We start from the raw sequence: 19,600 nt of genomic DNA on the forward strand, positions 1-19,600 counted from the left end.
CCGCCGCTCACCGGTAGCAGACGGCCTTGGCCGCCTCGATCACCTCGGCGACGTTCGGGAGCGCAAGCTTCTCCAGGTTCGCGGCATACGGCATCGGCACGTCCTTGCCGGTGATGCGCAGGACCGGGGCGTCGAGGTAGTCGAAGGCGTCGACCATCAGGCGCGCGGCGATCTCGGCGCCGACGCCCGATTGCGGAAAGCCCTCCTCGACGGTGACGCACCGGCCGGTCTTCTTCACCGATTCGACCACCGTCTGCGAATCCATCGGCCGGATGGTGCGCAGGTCGATCACCTCGGCCTCGATCCCGGCCTCGGCGAGCTCGTGGGCGGCCTTGAGGGCGTAGGTCATGCCGATGCCGAACGAGACGATCGTCACGTCGCGCCCCTCGCGATGGACCTTGGCCTTGCCGATCGGCACCGTGAAGTCGTCGAGCTTCGGCACCGGGAAGGACTGGCCGTACAGGATCTCGTTCTCGAGGAAGACCACCGGGTTCGCGTCGCGGATGGCGCTCTTCAGGAGGCCCTTCGCGTCGGAGGCGGTGTAGGGCATCACGACCTTGAGGCCCGGCACGTTGGAGTACCAGGCGGCGTAGTCGTGGCTGTGCTGGGCGGCGACGCGCGCCGCCGCGCCGTTGGGGCCGCGGAACACGATCGGGCAGCCGAGCTGGCCGCCGGACATGTAGAGGGTCTTGGCCGCCGAGTTGATGATCTGGTCGATCGCCTGCATGGCGAAGTTGAAGGTCATGAACTCGACGATGGGCTTGAGGCCCGTGAACGCCGCGCCGACGCCGACGCCGGCGAAGCCGTGCTCGGTGATCGGGGTGTCGACGACGCGCTTCGCGCCGAATTCCTGCAACAGGCCTTGGGTGATCTTGTAGGCGCCCTGGTACTCGGCGACCTCCTCGCCCATCACGAAGACGGTGTCGTCGCGGCGCATCTCCTCGGCCATGGCGTCGCGCAGGGCCTCGCGGACGGTCTGGGTCACCATCTCGGTGCCCTCGGGGATCTCGGCCATCGCCGGGTCCTGGCCGCGGTTGGTGATCACCGCCGGAGCGGCGGGCGTCTCGACCGGCTTGTCGCCCTCGGTCTTGGCAGCGGGGGCGGGGCGCTCGGCCTGGCCCTCGGCCTGCATGTCGGGGGCCGGGGCCTTCTGGCCTTCCTCCTTGCCCTTGCCGTTCGGCTTCGCCCCGCCGGCCTGGACGCCCTTCGGATCCTCGCCCTCCTCGGCGAGGACCGCGATCGGGGTGTTGACCGCGACGTTGTCGGTGCCGTCGGCGACCAGGATCTTGGCGAGCACGCCCTCGTCGACCGCCTCGACCTCCATGGTCGCCTTGTCGGTCTCGATCTCGGCCAGGATGTCGCCGGCCTTGACCGGGTCGCCTTCCTTCTTGAGCCACTTCGCGAGCTTGCCCTGCTCCATCGTCGGCGAGAGGGCGGGCATCAGGATGTCGGTCGCCATGGGGTACTCTGTCGATCCGGGAGAGGGGCGCGCCGGGTCGGGCGCCGGCCAAGGGCGAGAGCAGCCGTCCGCGCCGCCGCGGACGGCCCGGGCGCTAGAGCAGGATGTCGGTCCAGAGCTCGGACGGATCCGGCTCGGGGTCGCTGGTGGCGAACTCCGCCGATTCGTTCACGATCTCCCGCACCTTGGCGTCGACCGCCTTAATCTCGTCCTCCGGGACCTTGTGGCCCCCGAGCAGGCGCTTGCGGACCTGCTCGATCGGGTCGGATTCCTCGCGCATGCGGGCGACCTCGTCCTTGGTCCGGTACTTGGCCGGGTCGGACATCGAGTGGCCGCGATAGCGGTAGGTCTGCATCTCGAGGATGTAGGGCCCCTCGCCGTCGCGGGCATGGGCGATGGCGCGCGTGGCCGCCTCGCGCACGGCGCGCACGTCCATGCCGTCGACCTGCTCGCCCGGGATGCCGAAGGAGACGCCGCGCTTCGAGAAGTCGGTCTGGGCCGAGGCCCGCGAGACCGAGGTGCCCATGGCGTAGCGGTTGTTCTCGATCACGTAGACCACGGGCAGCTTCCACAGCTGCGCCATGTTGAAGCTCTCGTAGACCTGGCCCTGGTTGGCCGCGCCGTCGCCCATGTAGGTCAGGCTGACCGCGCCGTCGCCGCGGTACTTGTTGGCGAAGCCGATGCCGGTGCCGAGCGAGACTTGCGCGCCGACGATGCCGTGGCCGCCATAAAAATTCTTCTCGCGGGAGAACATGTGCATCGAGCCGCCCTTGCCGCGGGAATAGCCTCCCTTGCGGCCGGTCAGCTCGGCCATCACGCCCTTCGGCTCCATGCCGCAGGCCAGCATGTGGCCGTGGTCGCGGTAGCCGGTGATGACCTGGTCGCCGTCCTTCGAGGCCATCTGGACCCCGATCACCACGGCCTCCTGGCCGATATAGAGGTGGCAGAAGCCGCCGATCAGGCCCATCCCGTAGAGCTGGCCGGCCTTCTCCTCGAAGCGGCGGATCAGCAGCATCTCGCGATAGGCGTGCAGGTCCTCGTCGCGGCTGAAAGCCGGCACATTCGAGGCCGCGGGCGGCGCAGCCGCCTTCTCGCGGGTCTTGTCGCTCCCGCGGCGCGCCTCTTTCGCGGCATCCATCGGCACCCTCCCGGCTGCTACCTTTGTGGGAGAGTTCTTAGGGCAGGCGCGGGCGCAAATCGAGCGGTTCGGGACCGAAAGCCGCTGCCGGGATGACGATCAGGGGGTCATGATGACGACGTCGTTGGGGTGGACGCGGCCGAGCACCACCCGGGCCCGCTCCTCCAGAAGGTCGCGGTCGATCTGGTCGCTGCGCAGAAGCGCCACGCGGCGCTCCCACTCGGCCCGGTCGGCCTTGGTGGCGTCGAGCTCCTGCTGAAGATTGTAGGCCTGGATCTTCAGCGCCCGCTTGGCTTCGAGGCCGCGGCTTCCGCTCTCGGCCTCGTGCAGAAAGTAGCCGACCACGAGGATCGACACGGCGTAGAGGCCGAGCGGCAACAGGACGGCACGGGCGCGACGACGGACTACCATGCGGGGACGATGGCGCGGGAGGGTTAAGGAAGGCTCAATGCCTCACGCGGCCCACCGCCACGCCGCGGGCGTGAGGCCGGTCGCCTGGGCGAAGCGGCGGGTGAAGTGGCTCTGCGAGGCGAAGCCGCAGGCGAGCGCGATCCCGGCAAGGCTCGTTCGTCCCTCTTCGAGCAGGCCCTTGGCCCGGGCGATCCGCCGCTCGGTCACGTAGCGGTGCGGCGCCAGGCCGAAGCTGGCCTTGAACATCTTGGCGAAGTGGAAGGTGCTCAGGCCCGCCGCGTCGGCCAGCACCTCCAGGGTCAGGGCCTCGGCGAGGCGCGCCTCGATCAGCTCCGCGACGCGCCGCCGGACCGCCGGCGCGAGGCCGCCCTTCACCGGCCGTTCTGCGCCCGGGCCGGCATGGCGCCGCAGCAGGGTGTGAAGCAGGAGGTGGCAGGCGGCGCCGAGCGCCATCCGGTCGGCGCCCGCCTCCCAGTCGAGGGGCAGCACGGCGCCGCGCACCAGCATCGCGGTGGCCGGGTCCTCCGCGAAGGTCAGCTCGCGCAACGAGACGGTGCGGGGATCGACGTCGAGGGCGCTCACCGCCTGGTAGGCCAGGGTCTCGGGCGCGACGTAGAGGTGGAGCATCCGTAAGCGACCGCCGATCAGCCACCGGCTCTCGTGGCCGGCCGGCAGCAGGCAGAGCTTGTCCGGCCCGCCGCCCGACAGGGCGCCGTCCTCGCGCACCACGCCCTCGCCGCCTTCGAGGTAGAGGCTCAGGGTGTGATGGTCCGGACGGTCGTAGCGGGCGCGGTTGTCGCGGTTCTGCCACTCGGCCAGCGACAGCCCGCGACCGATCTCGGCGCTGCGCAGGAGCGCCGCACCGGTGCGGGAGAGGGCATCGCGGACGTCGGGATTCGGCTCGGTCACGGTCTGCGTCGGCAATCGGCGGCAGGTGGAGGAGGTTGCGGCACGACCGTAAGGGCCGCCCGCGGGCGCCGGCAACGGGTCGAGGGCGTGACGGCGCGAAGAGCCCCGCGAAAGCCCCAAGAATGGACAAGGCCGCCACCGGAACCGGGAAGCCGGCCGGGGACGGAGCCGCCTATCCGGGACGCTCGACACGAGCCCGCCCGGGAGCCCGACACGCCGTGACCGCCTTCCTCTACGCCCTGACCGTGCTCATCTGGGGCACGACCTGGATCGCCATCAAGCACCAGCTCGGCCCCGTCGCCTTCGAAGCGTCGATCGCCTACCGCTTCGCGCTCGCGGGCGCCGTCCTGTTCGGCGCCCTCGCCCTCGCCGGGCGGTTGAAAGCCATCCCGTCGCGGCACCAGCCCTTCGTGCTGTTGCAGGCGCTCTGCCTGTTCTCCTGCAACTTCGCCTGCTTCTATCTCGCCACGCGCTCGGTTCCGAGCGGGGTCGTCTCGGTGGTGTTCTCGGCCGCCACGGTCTTCAACGTCGCCAATGCCTACCTGTTTCACCGGCGACGGCCCGCGCCGCGGGTGCTGGCCGGGGCGGTGATCGGGCTTCTCGGCATCGCCTGCCTGTTCCGGGACACCCTCCTCGGCACCGCCCTCGACCGGGACACGGCGCTCGGCCTCGGCCTGGCGCTCCTCGGCACCTGGTTCTTCTCGGCCGGGAACCTCGTCTCTGCCCGCAACCAGCGCCACGGGCTGCCCGTCGCCACGGTGAACGCCTATGGCATGCTCTACGGGGCCGCCCTGGTGGCGGGGGTGGCAGCCTTGCGGGGCGTGCCGTTCGGCTTCGATCCGTCGCCGGCCTATATCGGGGCGCTCGTGTACCTGGCGATCCCCGGCTCGGTGATCGGCTTCACCGCCTACCTGACGGTGGTGCAGCGGATCGGCCCCGAGAAGGCGGCCTACATGACGGTGCTGTTCCCGGTCGTGGCGCTGACGATCTCGGTCTTCGCCGAGGGCTACCGGGTGACGCCGCTCGCCGCCCTCGGCTTCGCCCTGGTGCTCGCCGGCAACGTCGTGGTGTTCGCGCCGCTCCACCGGCTGTCCGGGCAACGAAAAGGCCGCCCGGAGGCGGCCTGCGACGCGTGAGTCTTTCCAGGGCAGGGAGGGGCTTGGAAGCCCCTCCCGCCGAGACGGTCAGCCGACCTTCAGCGCCCCGCGGCCGAGGTAGCGGGCCTGCGAGCCCAGGCCCTCCTCGATGCGGATGAGCTGGTTGTACTTGGCCAGTCTGTCCGAGCGGGCGAGCGAGCCGGTCTTGATCTGCCCGCAATTGGTGGCGACGGCGAGATCGGCGATGGTGGCGTCCTCGGTCTCGCCGGAGCGGTGGGACATCACGGCGGTGTAGCCGGCACGGTGGGCCATGTCGACGGCGGCCAGGGTCTCGGTGAGCGAGCCGATCTGGTTGACCTTCACCAGGATCGAGTTCGCCGTACCCTTGGCGATGCCCTCCGACAGGCGCGCGACGTTGGTGACGAACAGGTCGTCGCCGACGAGCTGGCAGCGGTTGCCGACCTTGTCGGTCAGCGCCTTCCAGCCGGCCCAGTCATCCTCGGACATGCCGTCCTCGATCGACAGGATCGGGTAGGCGTCGACCAGCTTGGCGAGGTAGGCGGCCTGGGCCTCCGGGTCGCGGGTCTGGCCCTCGCCCTCGTAGACGTAGGCGCCGTTCTTGAAGAACTCGGTGGCGGCGCAGTCCAGCGCCAGCACGATGTCGCGACCCGGCTCGAAGCCGGCGGCGCGGATCGAGTCCATCACGAAGTCCAGAGCGGCCTCGGCCGAGGGGAGGTTGGGGGCGAAGCCCCCCTCGTCGCCCACGTTGGTGTTGTGGCCGGCCTTCTTCAGGGCGCCCTTGAGGGTGTGGAACACCTCGGCGCCCCAGCGCACCGCCTCGGCGAGCGAGTCGGCGCCCACCGGCATGATCATGAATTCCTGGAAGTCGATCGGGTTGTCGGCATGGGCGCCGCCGTTGATGATGTTCATCATCGGGACGGGCAGGATCCGGGCCTGGGTGCCGCCGACATAGCGGTAGAGCGGCAGGCCGGACGCCTCGGCGGCGGCCTTGGCGACGGCGAGCGAGACGCCCAGGATCGCGTTGGCGCCGAGCCGCGCCTTGTTCGGCGTGCCGTCGAGCTCGATCATCGCCTCGTCGATGGCGGCCTGCTCCTCCGCGTCCATGCCGCCGATGGCGTCCAGGATCTCGCCGTTGACCGCCTCGACGGCCTTCAGCACGCCCTTGCCGCCGTAGCGGGACTTGTCGCCGTCGCGCAGCTCCACCGCCTCGTGTGCGCCGGTCGAGGCGCCCGAGGGGACGGCGGCGCGGCCGAAGGAGCCGTCCTCCAGGAGGACGTCGACCTCCACGGTGGGATTGCCCCGGCTGTCGAGGATCTGGCGGGCGGCGATGTTGGTGATCGCGGTCATGAGAGGATCTCTCGGGCAGGCTTCGAGCGTTCGCGCGGCTTATCGGCCAAGATGCCGCCTGCGGCAAGCCGTCCAAGGGTAGGTTACCGGGGAAGAGCGTCGAGGTCGGGGAGGGCGCGAGGGATCGTCCCGCGCTCGGGCGGGCAGTTTCGCGCGGGTCCGCGCGGGTCTATAGGGCGGGCATGACCCAAGACATCACCAACCAAGACATCGCCGACCACGACATCGCCGGACACGCCCGGCAGCTCGGGCAGCCCACCGCCCAGCCGCGCTCGCCGGACGAGGCCCAGCTCGACCGGGTGCCGAATCCCCATCCGGACACCGATTACTGCGCGCGCTTCACCGCGCCGGAATTCACCTCGCTCTGCCCGGTGACCGGCCAGCCCGACTTCGCCATCCTGGTGATCGACTACGTGCCGGACCGGTGGCTGGTCGAGTCGAAGTCGCTGAAGCTCTACCTGCACAGTTTTCGCGATCACGGTGCCTTCCACGAGGATTGCACTGTCGGCATCGGCCGGCGGCTGACCGCTCTCCTGGAGCCCCGGTATCTCCGCATCGGCGGCTACTGGTACCCGCGCGGCGGCATCCCGATCGACGTGTTCTGGCAGACCGGCACCCCGCCGGCCTCGGTCTGGCTGCCCGACCAGGGCGTGCCGCCCTACCGGGCCCGCGGCTGACGACACGAAAAGGGCGGCCGGGTCTCCCCGGCCGCCCGCCTCGCACTCACGTGCGGCTCAGATCTCAGTAGCCGTAGCCATACCCGTAGGCCGGAGCCGGGGCGCCGTAATAGCCGTAGCCGTTGCGGCGGGCCGCATCGGCCGCGGCCGCGGCGCCGATCGCGCCGACCGCCGCACCGGCGATGCCGAGGCCGACGGCCGCGCCGGGGGAGATGCCGCGGCGACGGCCGCCATAGGCGTAGGGCCGGCCGACATAGCCGCGGCCGTAGCCGTGGCCATACCCCCCGTGGCCGTAGCCGTGGTGCCCGCGCCAGCCCTGGGCCTGGGCCGGCGAGGGGGCGACGGTGGACAGCGTGCCGAGGGCGACGGCGAGGGCCGGGATGATCGCCAGCTTGCGCATCGTTGATCTCCTGCTTTCGTTCAAGCCATATGACCCGGATAACGAGCTCGGCAGGAAAGGGTTCCCGCAATCATTCGGCCCGGGACCGCCCGCCTTCGTCGTGCCGGACCGGATCTCCGGCCGTCGCAGTAGGGGACGTGACTGATGCTGATCCTGGCGCCGGGCACCTGAATTCCGGATGAACTTGTCGCCTTGCCGGATCGTCAGCCCGGACGGGCGAGCCGGCGGGCGGTGACGAGGCCGAGGACCAGGATGACGGCGGCGCACACGCCCAGCGCCGGCAGCTGGCCGAGGGTCTCGAGACCGAGGCCGAGGACCGCGACGCCGAGGGCCTGGCCGCAGAAGAACGAGAAGGCGTGGAGCGCCACTGCCGAGGCCCGGGCCTCCGGCGCTACCTCGGTCACCTGCACCTGGAAGGTGTTGTGCAGCATGTAGAAGCCGAGGCCGAGAGCCACGAGCGCCGCCGCGTCGGTCTGCCAGGCGCCGGCGACGCCGACGACCGTCAGCGCGGCGCCCGAGACCGCGCCGCCCGCCATCAGCATCCGGGTCTGGCCGAGGAAACGCAGCAGCAGGCCGACCGTGAGGGAGTAGACGAGGCCCCCGGCGGCGAAGCCTGCCAGCACCAGCCCGGCCTCCTTGGGACCACCCTCGCCGCGCGCCTCGATCAGGTGGGCGAGGTGCGGGAAGATGCCGAACACCGCGATCGCCTCGACGAAGACGGCGCAGAACAGCACCCGGGCCCGGGGGTTGCGCAGGATGGTGCGGTAGCGCGCGAGCGCCGGGGCGAGGGCGAAGCGCCCGCCGGGCGCGCGCAGGCGCCGGGCGAAGCCGAAGGCGACGCCGAGAAGACCCGCCGCCCCGACCCCGGCGGCGAGCCAGAACACCCCGCGCCAGCCGATCGCGCCCTCGATCAGCCCGGCCACGGTGGAACCCGAGAGCTGGCCGAGGATCACCGCGACGAGGAAGCGGCCGATCGCGACCTGGCGCCGCTCCATCGGGATGCGGTCGCCCATCATGGCGAGCGAGAGCGGGATCACCCCGCCGGCCGCCGCGCCCGCCACCATGCGCAGGCCGAACAGGGTGCCGATGTCGCCGGTGACCGTGCAGGCCGCCAGCGCCAGGGTCAGCACGCCCAGGCAGGCCACCACCACCCGCTCCTTGCCGAGCGCATCGCCGACCGGCCCGAGCACCGGCTGGATCAGCGCGTAGGGCAGCGCGAAGGCGGTGGAGAGCAGCGCCACGGTGGCGGGCGGGCTCGCGAGGTCGCGGGCGAGCACGCCGACCAGCGGCTCGACGACCCTCCCTGCGAAGGTGCTGGCGAAGCCCCCGGCGGCCAGGACCGCGATCAGGCGGGAGGGCGACTGATGCGGCGAGGTCTGCGCGGCCTGCATCGCCGCGGCCCCGTCAGCCGCCGGCCCCGTCCGCGTGTCGGGCCTTGGCGAGGGCATCCTTGGCAAGGGCATCCTTGGCAAGGGCATCCTTGGCGAGAGCATCCTTGGCAAGGGCATCCTTGGCGAGAGCATCCTTGGCGAGACGGTCGAAGGCCTGGAGCTCGGCGAGCAGGGCCGGCATCTGGCGCAGGGGGACCATGTTGGGCCCGTCGGAGGGCGCCCGGTCGGGATCCGGATGGGTCTCGATGAACACGCCCGCGACCCCCACCGCCACCGCGGCGCGGGCCAGCACCGGCACGAACTCGCGCTGGCCGCCGGAGGTGGCGCCCTGGCCGCCGGGCTGCTGCACCGAGTGGGTGGCGTCGAACACCACCGGCAGGCCGCCGCTCACCTGCGCCATGATCGGCAGGGCGCGCATGTCCGAGACCAGGGTGTTGTAGCCGAAGGAGGCGCCGCGCTCGGTGAGCAGCACGTTGGGGTTGCCGGCCCCGGTGATCTTGGCCGCCACGTGAGCCATGTCCCAGGGGGCGAGGAACTGCCCCTTCTTGACGTTGACCACCCGGCCGGTCGCCGCCGCCGCCAGCAGCAGGTCGGTCTGCCGGCACAGGAAGGCCGGGATCTGCAGCACGTCGACGGCCTCCGCCGCCGCCGCGCAATGCCCGGCCTCGTGCACGTCGGTGACGACCGGCAGGCCCAAGCTCTCGCGGATCTCGGCGAAGATCGGCAGCGCCTGGGACAGGCCGATGCCCCGGCTCGATCCGGCCGAGGTGCGGTTGGCCTTGTCGAACGAGGACTTGAAGACGAGGCCGATTCCGAGCGAGGCCGTCATCTCCTTGAGGGCGGCGGCGACCTCGAGGGCGTGGTCGCGGCTCTCCAGGGCGCAGGGCCCGGCGATCAGGCTCAGCGGCAGGTGGTTGCCGAAGCGGACGGAGCCGGCCGCGACGACGGTGGGCGAGGGAGATTGGGTCGGCATGGTGTGCGAGGCGTAGCGGGTTTCGGCGGGCGCGGGAAGGTGCGGGCTCAGGTTCGTTTGCCCGGGCGGCGGCCTGTCCGCTCGCAATGCCTCGCCGCGTCATGCCCTGACGCCTGCCATGACACGCGTCTGTTGCTGCGAAAGCCATGTCCCGGCGACCGACCCGGGCGAACGCACGTCCCAGGACTCTCCCGGGAGGCGCGCCTCTCCCCACCGGAACGGCTCCGGCGACGAATGCCTCAGCCGAACGCCGCGTCCGCCGGCGCCGCACGGCCCTCGTAGATCCCGTAGGACAGGTAGTGGAGCAGGGGATCGATGCCCGCCCGCGCCACGTCGGGGTTCTGCGCCAGATAGAGCTTGGTGTCGAAACCCGTCGACGGGTCGCGGCCCTCCCGCCAGCCGTATGTGGCGTAATGCGCCAGGGGATCGATCCCGGCGGCCCTCACGTCGGCATAGGCGGTCAGGTACCCGTCCGTGTCGAAGAGCGCGTTGCCGTCGCGCCCCTCGCGCCATCCGTCTGTGGCGTAATGGGTCTTCGCGAAGGCGAGGGGATCGCCGGTCGTCAGGGCGGCGGCCGCGACGTCGGGATTGGCGAGGAGGTAGTATTCCGCGTCGAAGCCCCGGGCGGCGGCGAGGTCCGCCGCCTCGCCGATCGCCGCATAGGTCGCCCGGCCCTCGTAGCGGCCATGATCGAGGTAATGCGCCAGCGGGTCGATGCCGGCCGCCCGCACGTCGGGGTTTCGCTCGAGGTAGAGCCGCGTGTCGAAATTGGCGCCCGGATCGCGGCCCGCCCGCCATCCCACAGCATCGTACTGGGCGAGCGGGTCGGTTCCGGCGGCGGCGACGCCCGGGTTGGCGGCGCGGTAGCCGAGGGTGGAGAAGAACGGGTTCGGGTCCCGGCCCTCCCGCCAGCCGTCACGCGCGTAATGCGCCTCGGGGTCGACCCCCGCCGCCCGCACGTCGCCGTAGCGGATATTGTAGAAGGCGTCGCTGACCAGCCCGCTGCGGTCGAGGAGATCGCCGTAGAATTGCAGATACTCGGTGCCGTCGATGATCCGGCCGGCATCGACCTGGACCGGCGCCCCGGCATTGAGGGAGGGCGAGAACTGGTCGCCGTAGAAGGTCAGCGGATGGAAGATCGTGGCGAGGCCGCCCACCTCCAGGAGGCCGAGGGCCGGATCGTAGCTGCGCGAGGAGGGGTCGAACTTCTCGGTCGCCGCGATCAGCAGCCGGCGCTCCGCCGGGCCGAGCAGCCCGCCGAAATAATCGATGTAGGTCGGCGCGCCGACACGGCGGATATCCGTGTCGGAGAGGAACGCGCCCTCGTAGTTCATCGGCGTCGCGCTGTAATTGCCGACCGGGTCGCCGTAGGTGACATAGTTGGTCAGGTTGCCGCCCGGGAAGACGACCTCGTCCTGGTTGAGGCCGGGTGCGGCGAAGGTCGTGCCCCCGAGGCCGAGCCGGGCCGATACGTAGGCGGCCTCCGCGGCGCCGAGCGAGTGGCCGGTGACGACGACGCGGCTCTCGGGGATGGCCTTCTGCCCGGCGGCCGCGACCACCGTCTCGGCGAACGCGACCGCCTGATCGAGCGCCTCCGGCACGTGGCCGAAGAAGAGCGCGAGATCCGCCGCGATCTGGGCTTCCAGGAAGGCCGGGCGCTGCGACAGGCCGCTCGCGTCGGTGCCCTCGAAGCCGATGATGACGGTGGGGTCGTCGCCCTGCGTGACGAAGGCGGCGGCGTGGAACCCGGTCTCGTCGTCCAGGCCGCTGTCGAACTGCCCGGGCGCGTAGTCGAAGGGCGCGAGACCGGTCGGGATGGGAGGCTGGTCGTTGTTGTCGGCGTTGCCGTACATCCAGCTCGACACGTCGAAGACGTTGTTCACCGTCGGTGCGGTCATGGCAGGGCCTCGGGTCGATGCGGATGCGCGGATGGAAGCGGCGAGCTTTCGGGGCTTGCGATCACGGGGCCCCCGCGCCGTCGAGGTGGGACCGGATGAACGATCCCGCCTCGCGCAAGGCCGCACGGCCCTCCTCCAGCTCCGGGTGGAAGAGGTGCCAGGCGTGGATCATGTGCGGCCAGACCCGCAGCGTCACCGGCACGTCCGCCGCCCCGGCGGACGCCGCCAGCCGGACGGCGTCGTCGAGCAGGATCTCGGCGGACCCGACCTGGATCAGCATCGGCGGCAGGCCGGCGAGGTCGCCGCCGACGGGAGAGACGAGCGACGAGCGCGGATCGGCGCCGGCGAGGTAGGCGGCCGCGAGTTCCGCCAGGTAGGCGCGGCTGAGGAGCGGATCGACGGCGGCCTTGCTGTCCAGGGTGGCACCTGCGAGCGTGAGATCGACCCAGGGCGAGGCGAGCCAGAGGCAGCGCGGCGGCGGCAGGCCGGCCTGGCGCAGCGACAGCACCGTCGCGAGGGCAAGGCCGCCGCCCGCGCTCTCCCCGGCGAGCGCGATGCGCTCCGGTGCGACTCCCTGGTCGAGGAGGAAGCGGTATCCGGCGAGCGCATCCTCGAGAGCCGCCGGGAAGGGATGCTCGGGAGCGAGCCGATAGGCGAGGGCGAGCGTCCGCGCGCCGGCCTCCCGCCCGGCCCGGGCCACCACGTGGCGGTGGCTGGCGAGCGAGCCCGCCATGTAGCCGCCCCCGTGCAGGAACAGGATCACCCGCGCCGGATCCGCGGCATCCGTGCCGGTCCATTCGGCGGGCACGCCGCGGGCGGCCACGCGCTCCACCGTCACGTCGGCCGGCAGGACGTCATCCGCGCCGAGGCCGTCGAGGCGCTCGCGCCTTGCGGCGAGATCGGCGGGCCGCGGTCGCGCGGCGAGACGGGCGCGGATGCGGTCGAGTTCGGCGATCGACATCGGGGCTCCTCGGGCGGGCTCTCACGCGGGGCAGGGAACAGCGTCAGCGGGCCGGACCGCCCGGGGCTTCGCGCCCTCGTCGCGCGTGATCCGGTGCCCGATCGGCGCGACGGCGCGGGTGCACGCGTCGCAGGCTGATGTCGTGGAGAAGGCCGGCTCTCGCCCGCCATGTCCTCTCGCCCGCCATGTCCTCTCACCCGCCACACCGAATCGGCGTCAGGATGCAGGTGTTGCTGCGGATCATCGCGGCCCCTCCCCATGAATGATCCCGCGATTGCCCTGATCAGCAATTCAGCCGTCGCGCCGGCACGTCAGTCGAGATGGATTTTTCCAAAAAATTTCTGAGATACAAGTTGCAAAATTGCGTCGTCACGGCCGGAGATGCGGTCCGCATCTTCCTCTGTTTTAGAAGTAGCGACCTGCATGCCGAAGGGAGTGCCCGACCGGCCGGAGGGCGCGAAAGGATGATGTCGGCCTCCGCCGATCGACGGATATCGAACGACCTTGCGATGAATCGGAGCGGCGCGGGGCGCCGTCGCTCCCCGGTGCGGGACCGGACGAACCTGCCGGTGCACGGGACACGGCAGGGCCGTTCATTGCCGGCGCCCGCCCCTCCCACGCGCGATCTCATCCTGGGAGCCTGCTTGAGGCGGCGGACCGAATTGCAACCCTCCTCGTCATCCTGGGGCCGCGAAAGCGGAACCCGGGACGACATGGAGAGAAGTCGACCTGTATGCCAAATCGGCTGACGAAACCAATCAACAGGCTCCAGGACTTCATGTCCGTTCGGGCAGGCGGCGCGCAGAGCGGGCTCCTGGAGCCGGCTTTCAGCCCGGCTCGTCGGCACGGGGCGCGGCTCGCAGGGTGAACCGGGTCATCTCGGCGGGCAGGCCGAGCCGGAGCGCGAAGCCCGGCCAGATCCCGGTGCCGTTGCCGACGTACAACGTCATGCCGGCGACGTCGTAGCGGCCCGAGACGAAACCGCGATTGCCCCGCGCCACCAGCCGGTCGAGGCCGAGGATCATGCCGCCATGGGTATGGCCGGAGAGCTGGAGCGCGACGCCCCGTGCCGCCGCCCGCTTCGCGGCTCGCGGCTGGTGGTCGAGGAGCACGACCGGCGCGCCGGGCGGGGCGCCCTTGAGCGCCGCCGCGAGGTCGGGGCCGGCCTCGCCGGAGGCCGGGGCCGAGGCATCGGTCACGCCGGCGAGCACCAGGCGGGCCTCGGCCCGGGCGAGCACGGCGTGGGCGTTCGGCAGCATGGTCAGGCCGAGGCCGGCGAGGTGGCGCATCCAGGCCGGGTAATCGAAGAAATATTCGTGGTTGCCGGGTATGGCGAAGACCCCGTCCGGCGCCCGCAGGTCGCGCAAGGGGGCGACGTCGTCCCGGCGCATCGCCACCGAGCCGTCGATGAAGTCGCCGGTCACCACGATCACGTCGGCGCCGGCCGTCGTGGCGCGCTCCACCACGGCGCGGGCCCAAGGGCCTGGGAAGAGGCGGCTCAGGTGCAGGTCGGTGAGCTGGAGCAGCCGGTAGCCCTCGAAGGCCGGCGACAGGCCGGGGATCGGCACCGTCACGTCCCGGACCGGCGGCACCCGCACGGCATTGGCGACGCCGAGGGCCGCGAGCCCGGCGGCGAGCCCCGCCGCTCCGAGCCGCACCCCGTCCGGGATGGCGACCGGATTCCAGCGCAGCAGGGCCGCCGCCAGGGCGCCGAGATCGACGAGGATCTGCAGCACCGCCAGCAGCAGGATCGCGCCGAAGGCCCAGTTGAGCGCGAGCACGACCCCGCGCGGGAATTCGGGCGCGAAGACCGAGCCGGAGGAGAGCCGGTTCCAGAGGTGGAACTGCGAGGCGGCGAGCAGCAGCAGGGCGATGACGCCCTTGGCGGCGAGCGGCAGCCCGAGGGGCGCGAGCCAGCGGGCGATCACGTAGGCGCACGGCGCCGCGAAGATGAGGTGGAAGATGGCGGGTCTCCTGTCGTCGCTCCGGCCCGCCCCTCCCGTACCGGCACCGGGGTGCGGCGGGGAGGGGCAGGGGGCGAGATAGGGCGACGCACCGGCGGCCGACCCCGTGCCCGCTCCGCCAGGATCTAGCGCGGCATCTCGCCCAGCATCTCGCGCACCAGCGGCGCCACCCTGGTGCCGTAGAGTTCGATCGAGCGCATCAGCCGGTCGTGCGGCAGCGGGCCGGCGCTGTACTTGAGCTGGAACCGGCCGAGGCCGAGCCCCCTCACCGTCGCGGCGATCTTCGTCGCCACCGTCTCCGGGCTCCCGATATAGAGCGAGCCGTGATCCGCCTCGCGGTCGAATTCCTGGCGCGTCATCGGCGGCCAGCCGCGCTCGGCGCCGATGCGGTCGCGCATGCGCTTGTAATCGGCGAAGAACGCGTCCCGGGCGCCCGCATCGGTCTCGCCGACATGGCCCGGGGAATGGACGCCGATCGGCCGGACGGGACGGCCGAGCTGGGCGCAGGCCCGGTGGTAGAGATCGACGTAAGGGCGGAAGCGCTGCGGCTCGCCGCCGATGATGGCGAGCATCAGGGGCAGGTCGTGGTGCACCGCCCGCACCACCGAGTTCGGGCTGCCGCCGACCCCGATCCAGGTCTTGGGCGGCGTCTCCGGGGTCGGGAAGACGGACTGGTTCTCGAGCGGCGCCCGGGTGGTGCCCTGCCAGGTCACCGGCCCGCCGGCCAGCAGCGCGGCGAACAGTTCCAGCTTCTCCTCGAACAGGGTCTCGTACTGGTCGAGGGGGTAGCCGAAGAGCGGGAACGACTCGGTGAACGAGCCGCGGCCGAGGATGACCTCGGCGCGCCCGTTCGACAAAGCCTGCAGGGTCGAGAAGCGCTGGTAGACCCGGACCGGATCGTCGGAGCTGAGCACCGTCACGGCCGAGCCGAGGCGGATGCGCTCCGTGCGCCCGGCGATCGCCGCCAGGACCATCTCGGGCGAGGACACCGAGAAATCCTCGCGGTGGTGCTCGCCGATGCCGAAGAAGTCGAGCCCGACCGCATCGGCCAGGACCGCTTCCGCGACGACGTCGCGGATGACCTGGCCGTGAGACAGGAGCTCGCCGTTCCGGGCGGTGACATCCCCGAACGTGTCGAGGCCGAATTGCAGGGCGTGTGTCATGCCGGCCAAGATGGACGCGCGGGGGCGGGTTTGAAATGCGCAGCCATGCAAGGACGGGCTTGCAGCCGCGCATGGGAGGGTCAGAGCCGGAACAGCCCGAGGGCCTCCTGCACCGCGTCGCGGGTGGCGGCGGTGACGGCCCTGGCCCGCGCGGTGCCGGTCCGCAGCACGTCCATCACCCGGTCCGGATCGCGGGCGATCTCCGCCCGCCGCTCGCGGATCGGCCCGAGGAGGTCGCGCAGCACGCCCGCGAGACGCCTCTTGAGCGCGGCATCGCCGAGGCCGCCGCGGCGGTAATGCGCCTTCAGCGCCGCGACCGCCTCCGGATCGGGGTCGAAGGCGTCGAGATAGGTGAAGACCACGTTGCCCTCGACCTTCCCCGGGTCGCTGGCGCGCAGGTGGCCGGGATCGGTGTACATCCGCTGCACCGCGGCATCGATCTCGGCGTCCGAGGCCGAGAGCGGCACGGCATTGCCGCCCGACTTGCTCATCTTCGCCTTGCCGTCGACGCCCGGGAGCCTCCCGACCTCCGGGATCAGCGCCCGCGCCTCGGGCAGGAGATCGTGGCCGACCTGACGGTTGAGGCGGCGGACGATCTCGTTGGTCTGCTCGATCAGGGGCGCCTGGTCCTCGCCCACCGGCACCAGCGTCGCCCGGAACGCCGTGATGTCGGCGGCCTGGGCGGCCGGGTAGCACAGGAAGCCCGCCGGGATGTCGCGGCCGAGGCCGCGGGCCTGGATCTCGTCCTTGATCGTCGGGTTGCGCTCCAGCCGGGCCACCGTGACGAAGTTGAGGTAGAGCTGTGTCAGCTCGGCCAGAGCCGGCAGGGCCGATTGCACGCAGATCGTCGTGACCGCGGGGTCGATGCCGACCGCGAGATAGTCGGTCGCGACCTCGATCACGTTGCGGGCGATGCGGGCCGGATCGTGGGCGTTGTCGGTCAGCGCCTGCGCGTCGGCGAGCAGGAGGGACTGGCGATGGCTGTGCTGCAAGGCCACGCGGTTGCGCAGCGAGCCGGCGTAATGGCCGAGATGCAGAGGACCGGTGGTGCGGTCGCCGGTCAGGATGACGGGTTTGGGCGGCGCTTCGACGGACATGCGGGCTCTCCGGAGGACAGCCGCCGCGCTGAAGGGTGCCGAAAAGACGAGAACGACCGAGCCCACCAGACGGCGGCATCGGTCGTGACAAGGATGAACGACGGCCGCTTCCTCAGAGGAAGCGCCACCACAGGGTCGCGAGCGGGGAGCGGCGTTCGGTCATCACCGTCACGCCTTACGCCGCGATCGCGATCCGCTCAAGCGGGATCGGGGCTTGCCCCCTGCGGGCTTGCCGCCTGCGGACGCCCTTCCTCCGCCAGCTCCTCCACCCCCACCCACAGGTTCCAGGCAGGCGCCAGGCTCCAGCCTGCCAGCCCGACATGCGCCTGCGGCATCCGGTAATGCAGCACCGGGCGCGGGCTCACCTTCTCGTCCGGCGGCAAGGCCGCCCGCACCCCCGCCTCGTCGCGATGCGCGAGGAGCGGCAGCAGGTCGAGGCCGCGGTGGCGGGTCGGGTTGGCGGCGAGGTAGTCGCGGGCGAGCGCGTCGAGATCGGGCCGGTAGCCTGCGTCGAGCACCTGCGCGACGTAAGCGGCGGGGAAGGGCGGCGGCAGGCCGCGGGCGGCCAGGAACCCGCCCGCCGCGGTGGCCCGGCGCAGGTCCGGCTCGCGCCGCAGATAGGCCCGGAGCAGGCCCGTGAGGGTGGCGGCGTCGAGGTCCGGCGGCTCGACGTTGAAGTGGAGCCCGAGGGAGCCGAGCAGCACCGCCCCGCGCCCCCGCCCGCCGGCGCCGTGCAGCAGGGCGGCGAGCCGGTCGATCTCGGGAAGGCGGTCGAAGGCGAGGGGGCCGGTGATCACCTCCCGCGGCACCACCGGCCCGAGGAAGGCCGCCAGGGTGCGCCCCGCGGCCCGGACCGGCAGACCGGGACCTGCGCCTTGTCCAGAACCTTGCCCCGGACCTTGCCCAGAACCTTGCGCCGGCGCCCGGCGCTGCGGGTGGGCGGCGCGCAGGTCGAGCTCGACCCGGACGTCGCCGAGCGCCGTGCCTTCGAGCCGGAAGGCGTGCGGATCCTCCTCGGCGAGGCGCCCGCCGAGGCCGGCGGCGAGCGCCGCGGCGGCGACCTTGGCCGAGGGTCCCATGAACTCGATCTCGACGCCGACGCGGCGGGGCGTGCCGTCGGCCCGCAGGGGCCGGGGCGGCAGGCGGAACTCGGCCATCGAAGACTCGGTCATCGAAGACTCGGCCATGGAACTCTCGACCCCGCGACACTCGGTGATGGACAAATCGCTCACGACGCCGCCGGCACGGGCGAGGCTTCGCGGAAGGGAACGGGATCGAGACCGAACAGGTCCGGGCAATCCTCCTCGCCCGGGCGGCGCGGCAGGCGGCGGCCCGGCGGCGCGGCGGGGCCGAGGAGCCGCATCACGCGCTTCGAGACCGCGAGGGACAGGTTCTCGCGCTTGGCCCGGGCCTCGACCCGGGCCAGCGCGTTCATGGCCGGGCCGAGCACGGTGAACTCGGCCCTCAGCCCGTCGTCGAGCACCCCCACCAGCACCTCGCCGGCATGGAGCGAGGCGGTCAGCGCCAGCGGCGGCAGGCCCTGCCGCCGGCGGGTCTCGTTCATCGCGCACATCCGCGCCTCGATCTCCCGCACGCAGGCGAGCGCCGCCGCCGCCTGCGCGGCCGGCGCGCCGTCGACGAACTGGGCCAGCACCCCGTCGCCGACATACTTGTCGACGAGGCCGCCCCGGTCGGTGACCGCCGCGTGGGCCAGCGCCCGCACCGCCAGCAGCCAGTCCAGCACCCGGGCCTCGCCCCAAAGCCGGGTGAGGGCGGAGAACCCCCTTATGTCGAGGGCGAGCAGGCAGGCGTGGCGGGGCTGGAGGGCCGTCGGCCCGTCGCGCCGCACCAGGTCGATGCCGGCCGGCACGAAGCGCGCCAGCGTCGCCCGCTCGAGCTCCAGGCGCAGCATCGTCGCCACGCCCCGGCGCAGGCGCAGCGAGCCCTCGATCACGAAGGCGCCCGCCACCAGGAAGGACAGGAGCCCGAAGACGTGCGGCCCCGCCGGCGGCAGGCCGAGACGGGGATCGAGCAGGCCGAGGCCGAGCGCCCCGGACCATACCCCGGCCACCAGGGCGACGAAGACCGCGGTGTGACGCGGCCGCAAGGTCAGGCCAGATTCGAGCAGCAGCAGGAAGGCCGGCAGCCGGCTCGCCAGCGTGCCGGGCTCGTCGGCCCCTTCCGCTGCCGCCATCATGTATTCGAGCACGATGTAGGCGGCGAGCGCCGCGTCGAGCAACGTCGTGATCCAGGCCAGGCGCTCGCTGTCGCGCCGCCGCGCCGTGACGGCGAGCCAGAGCGAGGACGCCGCGTAGCCGCCGAGGATGAACCAGTGGCTGCCGGCGTGGAGCGCGCCGTCGCTGAGATGGGCCGAGATTCCCAGCACCCCGAGCATCACCAGCCGCATCGCCAGGACGCGGGTGGCCGTACCCGCAGCGAGACCGGCGGCCAGGCCGGGCTCGTCCCCGGCGGGCCGGGGCGCCGCTTTCCGGTCCGGTGTGCTCGGAGGACGTCTGCTCATGCGGGGCCGATCATGGGGCCTAAGCCTTACGCGCGGGACGGGGAGGCGTCGAGGCAGGATGGTCTCGGACCGCCACCGGGTCCCCCCGATGGTCCGGCGCGCGACGACGCCGATGCCCGATGCCGAACGGTCCGGAGGGCCCATCGTTCCGTAACGGCGGCCAGCCGGCCCCC

The 19,600-nt window shown here is 72.0% G+C and carries 17 protein-coding genes; 2 read left to right on the forward strand and 15 right to left on the reverse strand.

Annotation, left to right across the window (positions count from 1 at the left end; genetic code table 11):
* Window positions 1-7 precede the first annotated feature (7 nt).
* The 4 genes from DA075_RS06290 to DA075_RS06305 form a co-directional block, all read right to left on the reverse strand.
* Window positions 8-1,459: a pyruvate dehydrogenase complex E1 component subunit beta gene (locus DA075_RS06290; RefSeq protein ID WP_099952488.1), complete on the reverse strand. Its 1,452-nt coding sequence runs from the start codon at window positions 1,457-1,459 to the stop codon at window positions 8-10.
* Window positions 1,460-1,553: 94 nt separating this feature from the next.
* Window positions 1,554-2,597 (reverse strand): pyruvate dehydrogenase (acetyl-transferring) E1 component subunit alpha, encoded by a 1,044-nt coding sequence (gene pdhA, locus DA075_RS06295; protein WP_099952489.1) that lies wholly within the window; start codon window positions 2,595-2,597, stop codon window positions 1,554-1,556.
* A 99-nt stretch (window positions 2,598-2,696) separates the two neighbouring features.
* Entirely contained in the window at window positions 2,697-3,008 is a 312-nt protein-coding gene (locus tag DA075_RS06300) for an FtsB family cell division protein (RefSeq protein ID WP_099952490.1), read from the reverse strand.
* Between the two features lie 42 nt (window positions 3,009-3,050).
* Window positions 3,051-3,917 carry a helix-turn-helix transcriptional regulator gene (locus tag DA075_RS06305; protein ID WP_232386149.1) on the reverse strand — a complete coding sequence of 289 codons (867 nt, stop codon included), beginning with the start codon at window positions 3,915-3,917 and terminating at the stop codon, window positions 3,051-3,053.
* A 218-nt stretch (window positions 3,918-4,135) separates the two neighbouring features.
* Between DA075_RS06305 and DA075_RS06310 the strand changes: the two genes are divergently transcribed.
* Entirely contained in the window at window positions 4,136-5,053 is a 918-nt protein-coding gene (locus DA075_RS06310) for a DMT family transporter (RefSeq protein ID WP_099952491.1), read from the forward strand.
* 48 nt (window positions 5,054-5,101) lie between these two features.
* On the opposite strand, the gene eno is transcribed toward DA075_RS06310, so the two are convergent.
* Entirely contained in the window at window positions 5,102-6,382 is a 1,281-nt protein-coding gene (gene eno / locus DA075_RS06315) for a phosphopyruvate hydratase (RefSeq protein ID WP_099952492.1), read from the reverse strand.
* A 182-nt stretch (window positions 6,383-6,564) separates the two neighbouring features.
* On the opposite strand from eno, the gene queF reads away from it, so the two are divergent.
* Window positions 6,565-7,059 carry a preQ(1) synthase gene (gene queF / locus DA075_RS06320; RefSeq protein ID WP_099952493.1) on the forward strand — a complete coding sequence of 165 codons (495 nt, stop codon included), beginning with the start codon at window positions 6,565-6,567 and terminating at the stop codon, window positions 7,057-7,059.
* Window positions 7,060-7,123: 64 nt separating this feature from the next.
* On the opposite strand, the gene DA075_RS06325 is transcribed toward queF, so the two are convergent.
* From DA075_RS06325 to DA075_RS06370, 10 genes are all read right to left on the reverse strand, one after another.
* On the reverse strand, window positions 7,124-7,459 hold the full coding sequence (locus DA075_RS06325; RefSeq protein WP_099952494.1) for a hypothetical protein: 336 nt from the start codon (window positions 7,457-7,459) through the stop codon (window positions 7,124-7,126).
* 203 nt (window positions 7,460-7,662) lie between these two features.
* A complete protein-coding gene (locus DA075_RS06330) occupies window positions 7,663-8,850 on the reverse strand; it encodes an MFS transporter (RefSeq protein ID WP_099956441.1) in 1,188 nt (395 codons plus the stop codon).
* Between the two features lie 13 nt (window positions 8,851-8,863).
* Window positions 8,864-9,823: a 3-deoxy-8-phosphooctulonate synthase gene (gene kdsA / locus DA075_RS06335; protein ID WP_099952495.1), complete on the reverse strand. Its 960-nt coding sequence runs from the start codon at window positions 9,821-9,823 to the stop codon at window positions 8,864-8,866.
* Between the two features lie 239 nt (window positions 9,824-10,062).
* Window positions 10,063-11,721: a lipase family protein gene (locus DA075_RS06340; protein ID WP_099952496.1), complete on the reverse strand. Its 1,659-nt coding sequence runs from the start codon at window positions 11,719-11,721 to the stop codon at window positions 10,063-10,065.
* A gap of 61 nt (window positions 11,722-11,782) precedes the next feature.
* Window positions 11,783-12,682, reverse strand: a complete 900-nt coding sequence (locus DA075_RS06345; RefSeq protein WP_099952497.1) for an alpha/beta hydrolase — start codon at window positions 12,680-12,682, stop codon at window positions 11,783-11,785.
* Window positions 12,683-13,509: 827 nt separating this feature from the next.
* Window positions 13,510-14,646, reverse strand: a complete 1,137-nt coding sequence (locus tag DA075_RS06350; RefSeq protein WP_099956442.1) for a metallophosphoesterase — start codon at window positions 14,644-14,646, stop codon at window positions 13,510-13,512.
* Window positions 14,647-14,771: 125 nt separating this feature from the next.
* Window positions 14,772-15,809, reverse strand: coding sequence for an LLM class flavin-dependent oxidoreductase (locus DA075_RS06355; protein ID WP_099952498.1), 1,038 nt, complete (start codon window positions 15,807-15,809; stop codon window positions 14,772-14,774).
* A gap of 80 nt (window positions 15,810-15,889) precedes the next feature.
* Window positions 15,890-16,906: a tryptophan--tRNA ligase gene (trpS, locus tag DA075_RS06360; RefSeq protein WP_099952499.1), complete on the reverse strand. Its 1,017-nt coding sequence runs from the start codon at window positions 16,904-16,906 to the stop codon at window positions 15,890-15,892.
* 197 nt (window positions 16,907-17,103) lie between these two features.
* Entirely contained in the window at window positions 17,104-18,078 is a 975-nt protein-coding gene (locus DA075_RS06365) for an amidoligase family protein (protein WP_244936519.1), read from the reverse strand.
* A gap of 56 nt (window positions 18,079-18,134) precedes the next feature.
* Entirely contained in the window at window positions 18,135-19,427 is a 1,293-nt protein-coding gene (locus DA075_RS06370) for an adenylate/guanylate cyclase domain-containing protein (protein WP_164712218.1), read from the reverse strand.
* Window positions 19,428-19,600 lie beyond the last annotated feature (173 nt).

Source organism: Methylobacterium currus, assembly GCF_003058325.1.
Taxonomy (GTDB): Bacteria; Pseudomonadota; Alphaproteobacteria; order Rhizobiales; family Beijerinckiaceae; genus Methylobacterium; species Methylobacterium currus.